The following is a 16,088-nucleotide window of genomic DNA, read 5'->3' as shown; positions in this document are numbered from 1 at the left end:
TCAAAAATAGTAACAAAACATAACAATTGAGTGACAACTCAATTGTTATTTGGATAATTCAATTTTCCTGCGAATAGTCGCTGTATCGTAACAAGGAAGTCAAAAAGTAGTAATGGCAGACTTAAAAAGGAACATATGGACGTTATATAGGTTGCTTGCCTTGATAAGCAGTGTGATATTTCTGTTCATCGCGTGGCAACAGTGGCAGAAAGTAGAACGTTCGCATTCCCAAGAGCAATATAACGCCGTTCAGATTTTTACCACTGGTATAACGTCACTCCTAAATAATCAAGAAATGGTGCTTGATGTACTGGGCGATCGGCTGCTTTCGGAGAATAACTATCAAAGCAAAGATGCGGGTCAGGAATGGTTAGACAGTTTGCTCACCATCAACAACAGCATCGCGGCTTTTGGTCTGTCAGATCCTTACGGCAATATTCGATTAGTCAGTTCTAATCTGAGTATGTTCGCGCAACCTAACCTTTTAGAAGAAGACAATACTCGTGAATCCTTCGCTAAAACGCTAGCTAGTGACTCAATGGTACTTGGAAGAACCTATTACAAAGAGGATATTGATGAGTTCATTCTACCAATTAGAAAGTCCATTCGTGACAACTCTGGAAACGTACTTGCAGTAATGACAGCGGGTCTTCAACTCGATAGAACCACGCTTTTCAACATCAGGCTTCATGACAGTTTCGAGCACAAAATTGGGGTTATAAGAGACGATTATTACATCCAGTTTATGACGGCCTCGCACAACACCGCTGTTGACTACACTACCCCTATCTCAGAATCATTTTTTGATAACTTGATTCACAGCGTGACGACATCTAATTCTCTCAAGCTGAATGAACTTAAAACTAAAGGCATTCCTACTGTCGGTTATGCATTGGATCAAGAAAACCCAGCGCTTTACGCAATCCAATACATCCCTAGATTCAATATTTGGACTGTGTCAGAAATCGACTTGCGTCATATCGCTTATGAATATATTGGAATCATGGCAATTTACCTCGTCATATTTATGTCTATTCAAGCGATTTTCTATCTATTTGTTCGCTCAATAGACAAGCATGAAAAGGATCGCCATGAGGAACTTCTTTTCCAAGCAAATCATGACCCTCTAACTCGTCTTCCAAACCGTCATTTCCTGCGCTCTCATATCCATCGCTGGCTCAGACCAACTGCTCCACCATTTTCAATCTTGTTCATGGATATGGATAACTTTAAAAATGTGAATGACAGCTCTGGGCATGATCATGGTGACAAAGTTTTGCAAGAAATTGCTTCTCGACTTTCGGACGCCACAGATGAACAAGCACTTTTAATCCGAGAAAGTGGAGACGAATTCATCATAGTAACGTCAATGACAGACCACTATGAGCTTAATCGATTTGCCAACAACATCATCCATAACTTGTCCAAGCCATATGAAATTGATCAATGCAGCTTTATATTGGGTTGCAGTATCGGTATCGCACAGTATCCAGAGCATGGTACTAGCCTCGATACACTTTTGCGTTGCGCGGATATTGCCATGTACGACGCTAAGACACGACGCAACTCACTAAGCTTTTTTACAGAGTCGATGCAAAGCAGTTACCTGCATTCAGTTAGGCTAGAGCAACGCTTACGCCAAGCGATACAGCAAAACCAACTGTATATGGTTTATCAGCCACAGTTTAATGCACAGGGCAACCTACATGGTGTAGAAGCGCTCGTTCGATGGAACGATGATGAGCTAGGATTTGTGCCACCAGACAAGTTTATTTCCATAGCGGAATCATGTGGTTTAATGCCAACACTGGGTCAGTTGATCATAGATACAACCTTGGCGGAAATGGGCAAATTGCAAAAGCAGCTTGGATACGATTTCCAGGTTTCAATCAATATATCCGTCCGACAGATTACCCAAGATGACTTTTTGGATAAGTTGATACTCTCTATTCAAACTCAGCGTTTCAATCAGCGTAATATTACCTTAGAAATTACTGAAAACCTCTTCATCGAAGACCTGGATATTGTTCGCCCTATTTGCGAAAGCTTGAATAAATTAGGAGTGGGTATTTCTCTCGACGATTTCGGTACTGGTTATTCTTCTTTAAGCATGTTGGGTGAACTGCCTTTCCATGAAATCAAGATTGATAAAGGGTTTATCGATAACATTTTAACCTGCACAAAATCGCTTAAGATGGTTCAAAACATTATCTCTATCGGTAAAAACTTCGATATGCAGGTTTTAGCGGAAGGGGTTGAATACGCAAAGCATGAAGCAGTATTGAAGGAATGTGGTTGCGATCTATTCCAAGGCTACCTTTACGCGAAGCCAATGCCTGTAAGCGCCCTTGCTGCATTCGTTGAGCCGTATGGTCTCCAGCATCAGCAAAACCTTTCCCAAAGCCAAACCGACGTAGCGTAAACCTTATGAATGACTAAAAGTAAAGAACCCATACTTCGTTCTTTGCTTTTTGTTTATCTCTAACTCAATCAGTCTTCAGCTGCGTCGTATTATTTTTCAATAACATTCATTTGCTCATCAAGGTTTAGTACTGTGAGAGCAGTACTTACGGTAGTGGCGATAACATCAACCACACCAGTTCTAAGTGCACCTAGTAAAGCAAGAGGCTTACTATTCTCCGCAGCAATGGCTATAACATCGCTTATGGGGCGGAACTCTTCTAGGTTAAGCCCAATAACCCGATCACTCATAACCGTATTAGCCGAGTTTCCCTGCACATCAAAGAAGTCATAACCGGCAAAATCGCCCACGACACCTTGGTGTAAACGAGCTTGCACAACTTCTTCTGCCGTAAACCACCCCAAATCCACCATATAGCTATTTTCACTCATGTCGCCAATACCAACGAGTGCAACATCTGCCTTACGTGCCAAATCTAACGTTTGCTTCACCGTGCTGTTTTCCATGAACGCTATTTTTTGCGCTTTGGTTTCTGCGTAGGCCGGCGCGTAAAGTGTTTCCGATGAACCACCGTATTTTTTGGCTAATTGTCGACAAATATGGTCTGCATTAAATTTACCGCCTCTAGGGTGAATGCCCCCTATTCCGCAAACAAACTTACAATCTCTTGGTGATATCACACCGATATGATGCGCAACGGCCGATACATTTCGCCCTTGCCCTACCGTTATAACGGTTCCGTTCTTGAGTGTGTTGTTTAGGTAATTTGATACCAAACCAGCAACTTGAAGGCGTTGAAGTTCTTCTGTCGGCTGGTCAAGCGCAATCAATGCCCTCTTAACGCCAAACCTTTCAACTAGCCTCTGTTCTATTTTCGCGCTAAAAACAGGGTGATACTTCACTGTTATTTCAACAATGCCTTCGTCTCGTGCTTGTTTAAGCATACGTCCGACTTTGGCACGGGAAATGGAAAACTTCTTAGAAATTTCTTCTTGAGTCGCGCCATCCTGGTAATAGGCTACCGAAATCTCTGTCAGTAAATCGCTATTTTCTGAGTTGATGTCATTTTTTGCGGTCATAATTCAATTGGTCCGGTACAAAAGTGGTATGTAGAATAATAATTCCTGCCCTAAAGAGCAAACTTTTGCTCACAGGCGTTACATTTTCTCACCGATATTTTCGAGTGCTTTCGGGTTTGTTTTTAGAGCTGTTGAATCAGGCAAACGTTTAATTATTTAGCGGTTGTGAGATAAATTACGTTTCGCTGATTTTTCTGTATTGTGACATCAATCAATGATTGACTTTGATCGCTGATCGATTAAATATGGCTACATCATTTACTCACTCATCGAGCATATGTTCATAACAAATGTTCGCCGAGCAAAAAACGTTTAAAGTGGGCGGAATTTGGATTCACCTTTCGCCTGACTTGCTTGCAATTTAGTGCGCGTAAATAGTCTATCGCGCCCAAGAAATAGGATGATCGTAATGAGCAATAAGTTAGAGCAACTTCGTAAACTCACCACTGTAGTCGCTGATACGGGCGAAATTGAAGCTATTAAGAAGTACCAGCCAGAAGACGCAACAACCAACCCTTCTCTAATTCTTAAAGCAGCTCAAATTGCAGAGTACGCACCTCTGATTGACCAAGCGATCGATTACGCTAAAACTCAAGGCTCAGACAAAGCGCAACAAGTTCAAGACGCTTGTGACATGCTTGCTGTAAATATCGGTAAAGAAATCCTAACGACTATTCCTGGTCGAATCTCTACAGAAGTAGATGCTCGCCTTTCATATGACACCGAAGGCAGCGTTGCAAAAGCTCGTCAGCTTATCAAAATGTACAACGATGCAGGCATCACAAATGATCGCATCCTGATCAAACTTGCATCTACTTGGGAAGGTATCCGCGCTGCAGAAATTCTTGAGAAAGAAGGCATCAACTGTAACCTTACACTTCTGTTTTCTTTCGCTCAGGCTCGTGCGTGTGCTGAAGCAGGTGTTTTCCTTATTTCTCCATTCGTGGGTCGCATCATGGATTGGTACAAGGCAAAAGAAGGTCGTGACTTCGAAGCTTCTGAAGATCCAGGCGTTGTTTCTGTAACAAACATCTACAACTACTACAAAGAATACGGCTACAAAACTGTTGTGATGGGCGCAAGCTTCCGTAACATCGGTGAAATTCTTGAACTAGCAGGCTGTGACCGTTTGACTATTGCTCCAGCACTGCTTGCAGAGCTAGAAGCAGCAGAAGGTGATGTTGTTGAGAAGCTGGTTGATTCAAACGGTGCGAAAGAACGCCCTGCTGCACTTAACCATGCTGATTTCCTATGGGATCACAACCAAGACGCAATGGCTGTAGAAAAACTAGCAGAAGGCATCCGTAACTTCGCTATCGACCAAGGTAAGCTAGAAGCGATGATTGAAGCCAAGCTTTAATCCAATACTAATTCAAACCTAGGGGAACGTTTTCGTTCCCCTATTTATCTCTTCTTTATTTTTAGTTATTCAATATTATTTGGAAGTAATTATGGATCACTCTCTACAATCTAGAAAGCACCTAGCTAATGCTATTCGTGCCCTTAGCATGGACGGCGTTCAAGCTGCTAACTCTGGTCACCCAGGTGCACCAATGGGTATGGCTGATATCGCCGAAGTACTGTGGCGCTCTCACCTAAACCACAACCCAACCAACCCTGAGTGGGCAGACCGCGACCGTTTCGTTTTATCTAACGGTCACGGCTCTATGCTGATTTACTCTTTGTTGCACCTTGCGGGTTACGATTTGCCAATCGAAGAGTTGAAGAACTTCCGTCAACTGCATTCAAAAACACCAGGTCACCCTGAGTACGGTTACGCACCGGGCATCGAGACCACGACAGGTCCGCTTGGTCAAGGCATCACTAACGCAGTGGGCATGGCTCTGGCTGAGAAATCTCTAGCGGCGCAGTTCAACAAAGACGGTCACGACATCGTTGACCACTTCACTTACGCCTTCATGGGTGATGGCTGTCTGATGGAAGGTATCTCGCACGAGGCATGTTCTCTTGCGGGTACGCTGGGTCTTGGCAAGCTGATTGCGTTCTGGGATGACAACGGCATCTCTATCGACGGTGAAGTGGAAGGCTGGTTCTCAGACGACACACCTAAGCGTTTTGAAGCGTACGGCTGGCATGTCATTCCTGCAGTAGACGGTCACGATGCGGATGCGATTAACGCAGCGATTGAAGCGGCGAAAGCGGACCCACGTCCAACCCTTATCTGTACCAAAACCATCATCGGTTTCGGTTCGCCAAACAAGTCGGGTTCACACGACTGTCACGGCGCGCCATTGGGTCATGAAGAAATTGCAGCAGCACGTGAGTTTTTAGGTTGGGAGCACGGTCCTTTTGAAATTCCGCAGGAAGTTTACGCAGAGTGGTCTGCGAAAGAAGCAGGCGCAGCTAAGGAAGCAGCGTGGAACGAGAAATTTGCAGCTTATGAAGCAGCATATCCAGAGCTTGCCGCCGAGTTCAAACGTCGAGTAAACAACGAACTGCCTGCAGAATGGGAAGCGAAAGCAAGCCAAATCATTGCAGATCTTCAAGCTAACCCAGCTAACATTGCGTCACGTAAAGCGTCGCAAAACGCGTTGGAAGCGTTCGGTGCTATCTTGCCTGAATTTATGGGTGGCTCGGCTGACCTTGCGCCTTCAAACCTGACCATGTGGTCTGGCTCTCAATCACTGACGGCGGAAGACGCGTCCGGTAACTACATCCACTACGGTGTGCGTGAGTTCGGTATGACAGCCATCATGAACGGTATTGCTCTGCACGGTGGTTTCGTACCATACGGCGCAACGTTCCTCATGTTCATGGAATACGCACGTAACGCGATGCGCATGGCAGCACTGATGAAAGTGCAGAACATTCAGGTGTACACGCACGATTCTATCGGCTTGGGTGAAGACGGTCCGACTCACCAACCGGTTGAGCAAATCGCCTCTCTACGCCTAACGCCAAACATGAGCACATGGCGTCCATGTGACCAAGTGGAATCGGCAGTGGCTTGGAAACTGGCGATTGAGCGCAGAGACGGTCCAACATCGCTTATCTTCTCTCGTCAAAACCTAGCGCAGCAAGAGCGTGACGCCGCACAAGTGGCTGATATCGCAAAAGGTGGCTACATCCTGAAAGACAGCGATGGCAAGCCAGAGCTTATCTTGATTGCAACGGGCTCTGAAGTAGAGTTAACCATTGAAGCCGCAGCGCAACTGACAGCAGCAGGCAAGAAAGTACGCGTAGTCTCTATGCCTTCAACGGATGCATTCGACAAGCAAGACGCTGCTTACCGCGAATCAGTACTGCCTTCAGACGTAACCGCTCGTATTGCAGTGGAAGCCGGCATTGCTGATTTCTGGTACAAGTACGTAGGCTTCGACGGTCGTATCATTGGTATGACAACGTTTGGTGAATCTGCACCAGCGGGCGAACTGTTCAAGATGTTCGGCTTCACAGTTGAAAACGTAGTCGAGACCGCTAACGAACTGTTGGCTTAATTCGTCAGGCTTACGCCAGATTCTGTTATCGATTCAATGCCCTGCTCTTGTGAGTGGGGCATTTTTACTTTTGACCTACCGACCTCATAGGTTCGTCAATATTGTCTAGATCAACCAAGTTCCAAGGCAACCCTTTGTTACGATATATCCGCTTTTTCATCCATGTATAGTCTGCAACGTCGTGATCGAGCCGCTGTCCGACAACGATACAACGTAACGTTACGTCGCTTTCGTTGATGATAGAATGCGCTTCTCCACCGGCGGGGTACCCAATAAAATCGCCTTCTTCAATTGAGAACTCTTCTTCCCCTATTCGTGCTGTTCCCTTACCTTCAAGAACATAAACACATTCATCCTCAAAATAATGAACATGATGTTCCGTGGACTCAAAACCAGACTCAATTTCAACAATGTGAAATCCAAAGCCTTTTATACCGGCTAGATCCCCAAGAGACTTATTGGTTCTTTGAGCATTTTTATTTAAAAAATGGGTCTTATTTGTTCCCTCAAATTCGTCGATTTCTTGTTTCTTTATCAATCCATTTCTCATACATGCTTCCTCTATGCATACTTTTTTTAACCGCATACGAACATACAGAATATACAGAACATCAAACCCTAAAGTGATTTACGTCACATACTTCAAAACACTTTACGGAATGGAAGACCTTAAAACAAACCATTAAACTGAACAGCAGCCCATTTAAAAAGAAGCGCTCTATTTCTTTGTATTAATAGATATTTTAAACAGAATACTAGCCCGTTAGTTTAAGGTTCAATCTATCCTCTCCATCATTTATGCGCTCAATATTTCATCATACAGAACGCTTGACCTTATAATATTTTGGTTTCAGTATGTCGTTCTAATTGAGGGGAAGTCATTCTTTATCAGGCGATTAGCATGGGTAATAGACCTTTTCTCTCCGAATTCTTTTGAACATAAATGGATTAATTATGAAAAAAACTCTTTTGGCAGTGGCTGTAATGGCAGCGGCAGGTTCTGTAAACGCAGCAGAAGTTTACAACAATGATGGTTCTACTCTTGAAGTTAACGGTCGTGCATTTGCCGTTATGCAAGTTGAAGATAACGGCACTGGCTCTGAATCTTCTATCAACGATGGTGGTTCTCGTCTTGGCTTCACTGCTAAGCATCAAGCAACTGAAGGTGTTGCAGCCATCGGTCGTTTCGAAGTTCAATACGGTGATGCTGACACAGCATTCACTTCGCGTGATTTCTACGCAGGTCTTGAATTCACCAACATTGGTACGCTGACATTTGGTCGTCAAACTACCATTTTTGATGACGTGTCTTTCCGTGGTGGATTTGATGAGTGGTATGGCTACTCTCAAAGCCTTGAAGATCGTGGTCGTGATAACGGTATCGTAAAATTCACAGCGTCTAACTTGGTTGAAAACTTAACAGCAGGTGTGACTTACCAATTCGCACAAGCAGACAACAACGAGCGTAGTGGTTTTACCATCGCAGGTGCTTATGACCTTCCTATGGGTCTTGGTCTTTCCGCTGGTTTTTACGATTATCAAGATGAAAAAGTGAACGCTGATAACGACAACTTCTCTGGCTTCAACTTAGGCGCAAGCTACAAATTCAAAGCGTTTAAAGTGGGTGCAGATTTCTCTATGGAAGATCAAGCAGGCACAGACGTAATGGCTTGGCGCTTAGGCGGTGAGTACAACATCGATGCAGCACGCCTCTATGGTGGTTACGGTCAAGTTGATGAAGATAACGCACCAACAGACTCTGGTTTTTACGCGGGTGTCGGTTACGCACTGGGTTCGAAAACAACGGTATTTGTTGAGTACTCTCAGCTAGATACTGAAGCGAAAAGTGATTTCGAGTCAGGCGCGACTGCAGGCATCGTTGTTAACTTTTAATGCGTAGTAGGTTCTCTGTAGCAATACATTGAATCTATGCGATGCGCATAACCAAAGTTAACGAAAACCTTTCCATGGTTTTAAATTTCTAAATTTCATTTTGAAGAGCAATTAATCCACTGCCTTCTGACCGGATAGAGCCTTTGTCTATCCGGTTTTTTTCTGCTTATAAACATCCCTTTTTTGGTGGTTCCCTGAATTAAAAGAAATATCTGATATGGAATGATGAGATACAGTTAGCGTCAGGTAAGTTACTTTACTAATACATATCGCGAGTAGGAGGCAAGATTATTTCGAATAAACAGCCCGACGACTCTTTATTTAATAGTGTGATGGACGCACCTAATAATTCCTCCAACATAGTTTTACAAATAGCCAGACCCAAACCATGATGCTCTCGGCACAATTCTCCAGAAAAAAATGGGTCAAATATTTGATTACTTTGTGTTTCAGGTATACCTACCCCGAAATCTTCTATTTGAACGGCAAATTCTCCATTTGCACGGCTTTGTATAGAAATAGAAATACTGACTTCGCGCTGATCCGAATAGGCATGATCTATCACATTTTCAAATAAAATGCTCAAGGCAGTTGCTAAAATGTATGGAGAGGTAAGTAGACGTATATCTCTTTTATAATTTTTAATTAAATTTATAGGTGAAACGCGATGTTGTCGTAGGTAAGCCAAGGAAAACTTTACAACTTCTTCAAACTTTATGTTATCAGCAACGATCGAAAGTTCCTGAGGGTTGAGAAACTTAGTACGATCTATAATTGCCCTAATTTGTTCTTCTGCTCGACTTGATATTTCCATTGATCCATTTAACGCATCATGATCGCTTTTACGAAATGCGACCTTACCCTCTCTAACGCTTGCATTATTCATTAATTTGTTAGTATTTTCTCGCGTTAACTCTAAAGATAAGGAAAGGTTACTTAAAGGAGTGTTGATGTGATGGCAAATGCCTGTGATCATTGAGTTTAATGCAGATTTTTTTTCTTCTCGTACCAACGCTATTTGAGATTCGTTTAATTTATTCTGCGAAGATATTTTTTCTTTATGCTCTTTTTCTTTTTCATGCGTCTCATGCATTAATTCTTGATGTAGGTCAGCAATTTTTCGACTAGCCAACCTGAGCTCCATTTGATCCATCACTAATTTGGCCATTTTTTCCAATAAGTCAATCTCTTCTTGTGTGATTTCTCTTGGTTCAAAATCAATAACACATAGCGTTCCCAAATTGCAGTTTGTAGACGTTTTAAGTGGCACGCCAGCGTAGAATTGTAAGCCAAACTCACCAGCCACTAGAGAGTTCGACAGTGTGCGTGGGTCAACCTTGGCATCACGGACAATATAAGCACTATCATCCATGATAGCTGAGGAACAGAGACCTGGCTCTCTGTCAATTTGATTAATCTCCAAACCATGGTGAGACTTGAACCAAATTCGATTTTTGTCAACTAGGCTGACAATAGCTATAGGTGTTTTTAGAATATAGGCTGCAAGTGCTGATATATTATCAAATGCGCCATCAGATGGCGTATCCAGTATCTCAAACCGTTCTAATTCAGCTAAACGTTTGTTCTCTAGTATCTTGTCCATATTAAATACTCAATATTTAATTATTTGCACATACTTTTAAAATTAGCTCAGTTGTGAATATATTCAACGACCAATTATTGACCCACCAACCTGTTTTCTATTGGATTTAGTTTCAATCCTACCTCAACGGTGTTCAATGCATTGGTTATGCTCTGACAGGAATGAGCGTCGAACGTAACAATTTCAGTAGGACACTTTAGTAGAGAGAAAATCACTCTTTATTATTGACGATGTAGCTTTTTATGGAGAGTTACCGGATAGAACCCTTTTGTTTGTCTATCCGGTTTTTTTCTATTATAAAAAGTCAAAAAAGTAGACTTTATTTTTCTGACAAGGCTTGACCTTGAAAGCGGATACCTTCCCATCCGAATTTAATAAAGTTTCGAATATTCTGATGATCATCGCCTTCTGGATTCTCTAGTACATCTTTACGGTAAAAATCGCCAAAACAAGAAAGTGTGCTCTTCGGGTCTAAAGCTTGAATCTTCGCAAACGCAAAGATCTTGCACGAACCGTTGTTTTGCCCCGCTTCATTCAATGTCTCGCCATTTTGAAATTCCGTTGGTGTGAATTCGTAGTTTGATTCAATCACTGAAATAACATCTGCAAATTGAACAGAGTTTGGAGACTCGGATAAGGTAGTAAGAAGATCCTGTAAATCCATGGATAAGATTCCTTTTGTAGCTAGCTAAATTTGATAAGGTTGAGTTGGCTGAGCAGTATACCCAGCCAGCCCAAATACTCAAATCTTTGTCCCCTATCCACTTAGCTCCTTACTGGATTTGTGAACTTTCCTTGCATTAAAGATAAACACTATCAACACTGCCACGACGAATGGCGCCACATAGAGATTGAGTTTCTGCCAACCTATCGTTGCTTCTAGCCAGCCAGACAACATTGCCGTTATCGCAACACACCCAAATACAAAGAATTCATTAAATGCCTGTGCTTTTGAGCGATTTTTATTGGCGTAAGACTGGCTAAACAGCCCCGTTGCCGAAATAAACATGAAATTCCACCCAACACCCAGCAAAATTAACGCGGTGGTAAAGTGCCAAATGGATTGACCGTGGACATTAATAGCAATACACGCAATAAAGATAAATCCACCCGTCACAATCATCGCGCGAGAACCGAATTTCTCGATCAAGCGCCCTGTGAAAAATGCAGGAACAAACATACCTAATACATGCCATTCGATGACTCCAGCCGCTCGGGTGAAATCAAATCCACACCCAAGCATGGCAAGTGGCGTGGCCGTCATTAATAGATTCATTACAGCGTAAGACACCATTGCAGCAAATACAGCGGTCATAAAGTTTGGCTGTTTAATGATGGTGCGAATGGGATCGCTCACTTCATTGCTCTTGTGTTCTTGAGCAGTAGGAAAACCTATCGTCTGTAATACTATCAAGGCAATGATATTGAGTAACAAGACGGCGCCAAATGCCCCTATGTATAGCCCCTCGGGAAACATGGTGTGAGACATTACCGCCAAATTCGGCCCCAGCACAGCCGCCAAAACACCACCAGCCATCGAAATAGATATTGCTCTGTGGCGGGCATTTTCATCACTGACTTCAATAGCCGCAAACCGATAAAGTGTCCCGAATCCGATGCCGATACCTAGTAGAGTGGTCGCGGCGCAAAATAGCCAAAAATTGGTTTGGTTTAATGCGAACGTAGCCAATAACGCGCCAGAAACCCCAATAATATTCCCTAAACTGAAACCTTTTCTGCGCCCCAATTTCCCCATGATCAAAGAAGCGGGGATCGTCGCAGCCATGAGCCCTAGAAACTGCAGACCGACAGGTAAAGTGATCAAACTTGAACTCGGTGCAATCTCTTTCCCGATAAGACCAACAACAGAAATCAATACTATGTTGCCCGTCATGAGCAATGCCTGACACAAAGACAAAAGCCAAACATTCTTATTCATTTATATTCCTTTTAAATCGCTGACGGTATGCCATTGGGCTTATACCATATTGACGTTGAAAAACATTTCTTAAGTTATCGCCACTCGCTAACCCAGAAGATGTAGCAATTCGTTCTAATGTTAAATCGCTATTCTTTAACAGATCACAGGCCAAATTTAAGCGCTCTTTAACCACATATTGGTTTGGGCTTATATTAATATCTGACTTGAAAACACGGTTGAGTTGACGGCTGCTCAATCCGACATGATGAGCAATATCTTCAACTCGAATATCCACTTTCAAATGCTGATGAATAAAGCGAATCGCACTGGCAATTCTTGTATCGCCTGAACTTTGAGCCAATTGTAGAGAAACAAATTGAGACTGACCTCCTGGTCTCCGATAGAAAACCACAAGCTCCTGCGCAACAGAAACGGAAGTCGCATAGCCCAGATCTTGTTCGACGAGAGAAAGGCAAAGATCAATGCCCGCTGTAATACCAGCCGAGGTTGATACCTTACCTTGGTGGAGATAAATTGCATCCGAATCTACATGAATCAGTGGATAACGCTCTTGAAGAGCATCGCAGTGTCGCCAGTGGGTTGTCGCGCTTTTATTATTAAGAATTCCTGCTTCAGCTAACCAAAATGCACCAGTACAAACTGAAGTAACACGTCGGCAATTTTCCGCTTTAGCAAGAAGCCATTCACGAATATCTTCACGCCCCAAATACGTTCGCGATTGATTTCCACCAGGAATGATAAGCGTATCTAGCTCATCCACATTATCCCAGCTTGTTTCAGCGTAAAGCGTTAAACCACCATCCGACTTCAATTTTCCTTCTTCGAATGAAAAAATGATGACTTCATAAGCAGGATGTTCATTGAATTTGTTGGCTGAGGAAAATACTTCTGCAGGACCGATTACATCAAGGCTTTGGCAGCCTGGGTAAGCAAAAATCCCTATTTTTTTCATTCGTACCTCATGTGCTCGATTTCTCTCTAACACTTAGAAGTATGAATTGAATCACGTTTGTCCACAACGACGAATATCAGATCATTTCGGACATAGGGTTATGACGAGTGTTATGTTTCCTGTACACACCCTTCATCGAAAATCCTAAACCCATTTTTGCCCGCTGCTTTCGCTTTGTACATAGCAATATCCGCTTGCTTTATAAGCGCTTCTGCCCCGAGTTTGCTTTCTGATTGCGGGTAAAATGTGATTCCAATACTGGCAGACACATGCAACGTGTGCCCTTCGTGAACCATAGGGACGGCGACGGCTTCCAGTATCCGACTGATAGGAATGTCATAGGCACACGGCTTAGATACATTTCGAATAACAAAAACAAACTCATCCCCACCAAACCTTGCAACGGTATCACCTGCTCGAATGCTGTTTTGGAACTGTTCGGCAACGTGTTCTAACATCATGTCGCCAACAAGATGACCATAGCCATCATTGATTTTTTTGAATCCATCTAAATCCAAAAAGAGAATGGCAATGTGTTTCTTCGAACGCTCCGTTTGAAGCATGGCTTGGCTTAGCCGGTCGGTGAGCAGAATTCGATTTGGCAACCCAGTCAACGAGTCAAAGTGCGCGATATAATTTAAGCGCTCTTCGTGTCGTTTTTTAATCGTGATATCGGAAAAAATGCCGACGTAGTGGGTAACTTGGCCATGTTCATTTCGAATGGAACTGATGTTCAAGTCCAGTGCGACCTCTTCTCCACTGGAGCGTTTAACCCAAATTTCATCATTCCAATGCCCTTCCTTTCGCAAAGCTTGGGTCATTTCAGTAAATTGCTTAGCTTGCATGAACCTATTTTGGAATTCCAATAAGTTGGCGTTTTTTGACTCGTCAATATTTGTGCCTGCAAACAAAAGGCAAGCATCATTAACTTCAATAATGTCCAACTTTGCATTACTGATGAAAATACCTTCGTTAGCATGCTTAAATACGCTTGCTGCCAACTTTTCTTTTTCTTGAGCGACATAGGTATCGGTAATATCTCTAACAGCACCGACAGTGACATCTGGGCGACCATTGGCAGAGAACAGCGTTTTACCTTCTTGAATCACATGCTTAATTCGCCCATCGGGCATAAACAAACGGTGGCTAACATAAAAAGGCGTTTTGTTTTCTAAAGACTCTCGAAAAGCGCGATCTACTTTTACTCTGTCTTCCGGATGAATAACATCAAGAAAAAGCTGATAGGAGGGCTCGTGTTCATCCTCTTCAAGCTCAAAAATATGATAGATTTGCTCCGACCAATAGAGTGATTCGGTTTCCAAGTTAAGTGTCCAGCTTCCTATATTCGCAATACGTTGCGCCTGAATTAGGTTGCTTTGGCTATCTTCCAGATCTTCCGTGTGCCCACGAATAACCGTTTCAAGGTTCTTTATACTCGCCACGAACGCCCAGAGAATTATGATTTCCGCCAAGACGTAACCAAGTACCCCCCACATCATGGCTTGGTTAACCGTTTTGGAGAACTGTTCGTATAGCGGCGAGGCGTCTTTCCAGAAAAATACTTTTCCTACTTCTTCATTGCTACCTTTCAATGTATCGGCATAGCTAATGATAGGAAGCTGAATCACGTTAAGCGGCTTACCATCAAACTCAATAACGTTTTGCTTGTAACCTTGTTTGATTAAAGATGAATCCGTCAACTGCCGAATTAAGTCTGAGAAAATGGGCGTGGACTGGTGTTTGATGATACAAAGGCAACCTTCAATGTATTGTAATCGATGGTAGTCTTCCTGATAGTCTAACCACATGGACTTCGCGATAGATGAGGTTCGTAACGTCACTCCCGCCTCAACATCGATATGATCTCCTATGCGTTTCAGCATATTGCTCAAAGGTACTCCGACATCAATAGCAGCAATAACAGAATTGTTTTCTTTTATGCCCCTTTGATCTTGCGCTTCATTGTAATCTCCAAAAACTGGCGCAACGGCTCTAAGCGCAGCTAACGTTCTACCCACTTCGTATCCAGCTTGCACATCTGCATTGGCTATTGCATTGGTTACCGTCTCACGAACCCCGTCAACCGAGTCACCATAGACACTGGGTTGGTCCAATCTTAAAAACGCTTTTGCATCTGGAGCTAAAAATACTTGTAACGTTTTAATGTAGTACTGCTCTTGAATCATTTGCCAAGCAGGTTTGAGCTGGTTGGTAAGCTTTTGCCGAAGCAAGTCATTGAAAATCTCGTTGCCATTCTCTTTTTTCTGCGGATTGTTCACTCTTTCGCGGATTAAGCTTTTTACATTGGGATCATTGGCGATAACGGTTGTCAGTAAACTCATGTCGGCTTTTGATTGATCCAAGAGGGTTTGATAGCTCTGAGTAATTTGCTGAGCTTGTTCTTCGATAGAAACTGAAAGGGATTGTTTTGACGAGTTAATGCTAATGAAAACAAAAATTACATCGATCAAAGCGATGATCACACTGAGTATGATGAAATTATTTCGATGGTATTTTGACAGGTACTTCATAGCGTACCAACCCTCGCTCAATCGGAACTACTTACTCCGTATGCAAACATCCATATTTGCAACAGAACCATCCAACCCAACCTTCATACGCACAAAATGGGTTCACACTGACAAGGGGTTTGCGCAGAAGAAAGGGTTTGCACTGAAAAAGTTGCGCCATTAGCGCACACTTTGTTCGGGTTAATGCATCCAGTGTCCAATTTTTATT

The 16,088-nt window shown here is 43.0% G+C and carries 11 protein-coding genes; 4 read left to right on the top strand and 7 right to left on the bottom strand.

Annotated elements, in window-relative coordinates:
• Nucleotides 1-112 precede the first annotated feature (112 nt).
• Nucleotides 113-2,422 carry a bifunctional diguanylate cyclase/phosphodiesterase gene (locus LDO37_RS22910; RefSeq protein WP_126608094.1) on the top strand — a complete coding sequence of 770 codons (2,310 nt, stop codon included), beginning with the start codon at nt 113-115 and terminating at the stop codon, nt 2,420-2,422.
• Nucleotides 2,423-2,511: 89 nt separating this feature from the next.
• On the opposite strand, the gene LDO37_RS22905 is transcribed toward LDO37_RS22910, so the two are convergent.
• Nucleotides 2,512-3,501 (bottom strand): sugar-binding transcriptional regulator, encoded by a 990-nt coding sequence (locus LDO37_RS22905; RefSeq protein ID WP_101114420.1) that lies wholly within the window; start codon nt 3,499-3,501, stop codon nt 2,512-2,514.
• 409 nt (nt 3,502-3,910) lie between these two features.
• Between LDO37_RS22905 and tal the strand changes: the two genes are divergently transcribed.
• Together tal and tkt are read left to right on the top strand one after the other, a co-directional pair.
• A complete protein-coding gene (tal, locus tag LDO37_RS22900; RefSeq protein WP_126608095.1) occupies nt 3,911-4,861 on the top strand; it encodes a transaldolase in 951 nt (316 codons plus the stop codon).
• Nucleotides 4,862-4,952: 91 nt separating this feature from the next.
• On the top strand, nt 4,953-6,959 hold the full coding sequence (tkt, locus tag LDO37_RS22895; protein ID WP_224055899.1) for a transketolase: 2,007 nt from the start codon (nt 4,953-4,955) through the stop codon (nt 6,957-6,959).
• A 64-nt stretch (nt 6,960-7,023) separates the two neighbouring features.
• Here the strand turns inward: tkt and LDO37_RS22890 are convergent, their stop codons facing one another.
• On the bottom strand, nt 7,024-7,509 hold the full coding sequence (locus LDO37_RS22890) for a cupin domain-containing protein (RefSeq protein WP_224055898.1): 486 nt from the start codon (nt 7,507-7,509) through the stop codon (nt 7,024-7,026).
• Between the two features lie 404 nt (nt 7,510-7,913).
• On the opposite strand from LDO37_RS22890, the gene LDO37_RS22885 reads away from it, so the two are divergent.
• Nucleotides 7,914-8,852 (top strand): porin, encoded by a 939-nt coding sequence (locus tag LDO37_RS22885; RefSeq protein ID WP_126608252.1) that lies wholly within the window; start codon nt 7,914-7,916, stop codon nt 8,850-8,852.
• A 259-nt stretch (nt 8,853-9,111) separates the two neighbouring features.
• On the opposite strand, the gene LDO37_RS22880 is transcribed toward LDO37_RS22885, so the two are convergent.
• The 5 genes from LDO37_RS22880 to LDO37_RS22860 all read right to left on the bottom strand — a co-directional run bounded on the left by LDO37_RS22880 (nt 9,112) and on the right by LDO37_RS22860 (nt 15,880).
• Nucleotides 9,112-10,455, bottom strand: a complete 1,344-nt coding sequence (locus LDO37_RS22880) for a GAF domain-containing sensor histidine kinase (RefSeq protein ID WP_185829829.1) — start codon at nt 10,453-10,455, stop codon at nt 9,112-9,114.
• Nucleotides 10,456-10,774: 319 nt separating this feature from the next.
• Nucleotides 10,775-11,119 carry a HopJ type III effector protein gene (locus LDO37_RS22875; protein WP_126608251.1) on the bottom strand — a complete coding sequence of 115 codons (345 nt, stop codon included), beginning with the start codon at nt 11,117-11,119 and terminating at the stop codon, nt 10,775-10,777.
• 93 nt (nt 11,120-11,212) lie between these two features.
• The gene (locus LDO37_RS22870; RefSeq protein WP_126608250.1) at nt 11,213-12,394 is read right to left on the bottom strand and encodes an MFS transporter; all 1,182 of its coding nucleotides are present in this window, start codon (nt 12,392-12,394) and stop codon (nt 11,213-11,215) included.
• A complete protein-coding gene (locus LDO37_RS22865; RefSeq protein ID WP_126608249.1) occupies nt 12,387-13,349 on the bottom strand; it encodes a GlxA family transcriptional regulator in 963 nt (320 codons plus the stop codon). The genes LDO37_RS22870 and LDO37_RS22865 overlap by 8 nt, the downstream gene beginning before the upstream one ends.
• A 110-nt stretch (nt 13,350-13,459) precedes the next feature.
• Nucleotides 13,460-15,880, bottom strand: a complete 2,421-nt coding sequence (locus tag LDO37_RS22860) for a diguanylate cyclase domain-containing protein (protein ID WP_126608248.1) — start codon at nt 15,878-15,880, stop codon at nt 13,460-13,462.
• Between the last annotated feature and the right edge of the window lie 208 nt (nt 15,881-16,088).

Origin of the sequence: Vibrio penaeicida, from assembly GCF_019977755.1 — a bacterium.
Lineage (GTDB): Bacteria > Pseudomonadota > Gammaproteobacteria > Enterobacterales > Vibrionaceae > Vibrio > Vibrio penaeicida.
This window is presented reverse-complemented; position numbering and strand designations above follow the sequence as displayed.

What these genes read in the sequence shown, in the direction of transcription:
- LDO37_RS22910 (WP_126608094.1), top strand. Translation starts at nt 113, where the DNA reads ATGGCAGACTTAAAAAGGAACATATGGACGTTATATAGGTTGCTTGCC.
- LDO37_RS22905 (WP_101114420.1), bottom strand. Translation starts at nt 3,501, where the DNA reads ATGACCGCAAAAAATGACATCAACTCAGAAAATAGCGATTTACTGACA.
- tal (WP_126608095.1), top strand. Translation starts at nt 3,911, where the DNA reads ATGAGCAATAAGTTAGAGCAACTTCGTAAACTCACCACTGTAGTCGCT.
- tkt (WP_224055899.1), top strand. Translation starts at nt 4,953, where the DNA reads ATGGATCACTCTCTACAATCTAGAAAGCACCTAGCTAATGCTATTCGT.
- LDO37_RS22890 (WP_224055898.1), bottom strand. Translation starts at nt 7,509, where the DNA reads ATGAGAAATGGATTGATAAAGAAACAAGAAATCGACGAATTTGAGGGA.
- LDO37_RS22885 (WP_126608252.1), top strand. Translation starts at nt 7,914, where the DNA reads ATGAAAAAAACTCTTTTGGCAGTGGCTGTAATGGCAGCGGCAGGTTCT.
- LDO37_RS22880 (WP_185829829.1), bottom strand. Translation starts at nt 10,455, where the DNA reads ATGGACAAGATACTAGAGAACAAACGTTTAGCTGAATTAGAACGGTTT.
- LDO37_RS22875 (WP_126608251.1), bottom strand. Translation starts at nt 11,119, where the DNA reads ATGGATTTACAGGATCTTCTTACTACCTTATCCGAGTCTCCAAACTCT.
- LDO37_RS22870 (WP_126608250.1), bottom strand. Translation starts at nt 12,394, where the DNA reads ATGAATAAGAATGTTTGGCTTTTGTCTTTGTGTCAGGCATTGCTCATG.
- LDO37_RS22865 (WP_126608249.1), bottom strand. Translation starts at nt 13,349, where the DNA reads ATGAAAAAAATAGGGATTTTTGCTTACCCAGGCTGCCAAAGCCTTGAT.
- LDO37_RS22860 (WP_126608248.1), bottom strand. Translation starts at nt 15,880, where the DNA reads ATGAAGTACCTGTCAAAATACCATCGAAATAATTTCATCATACTCAGT.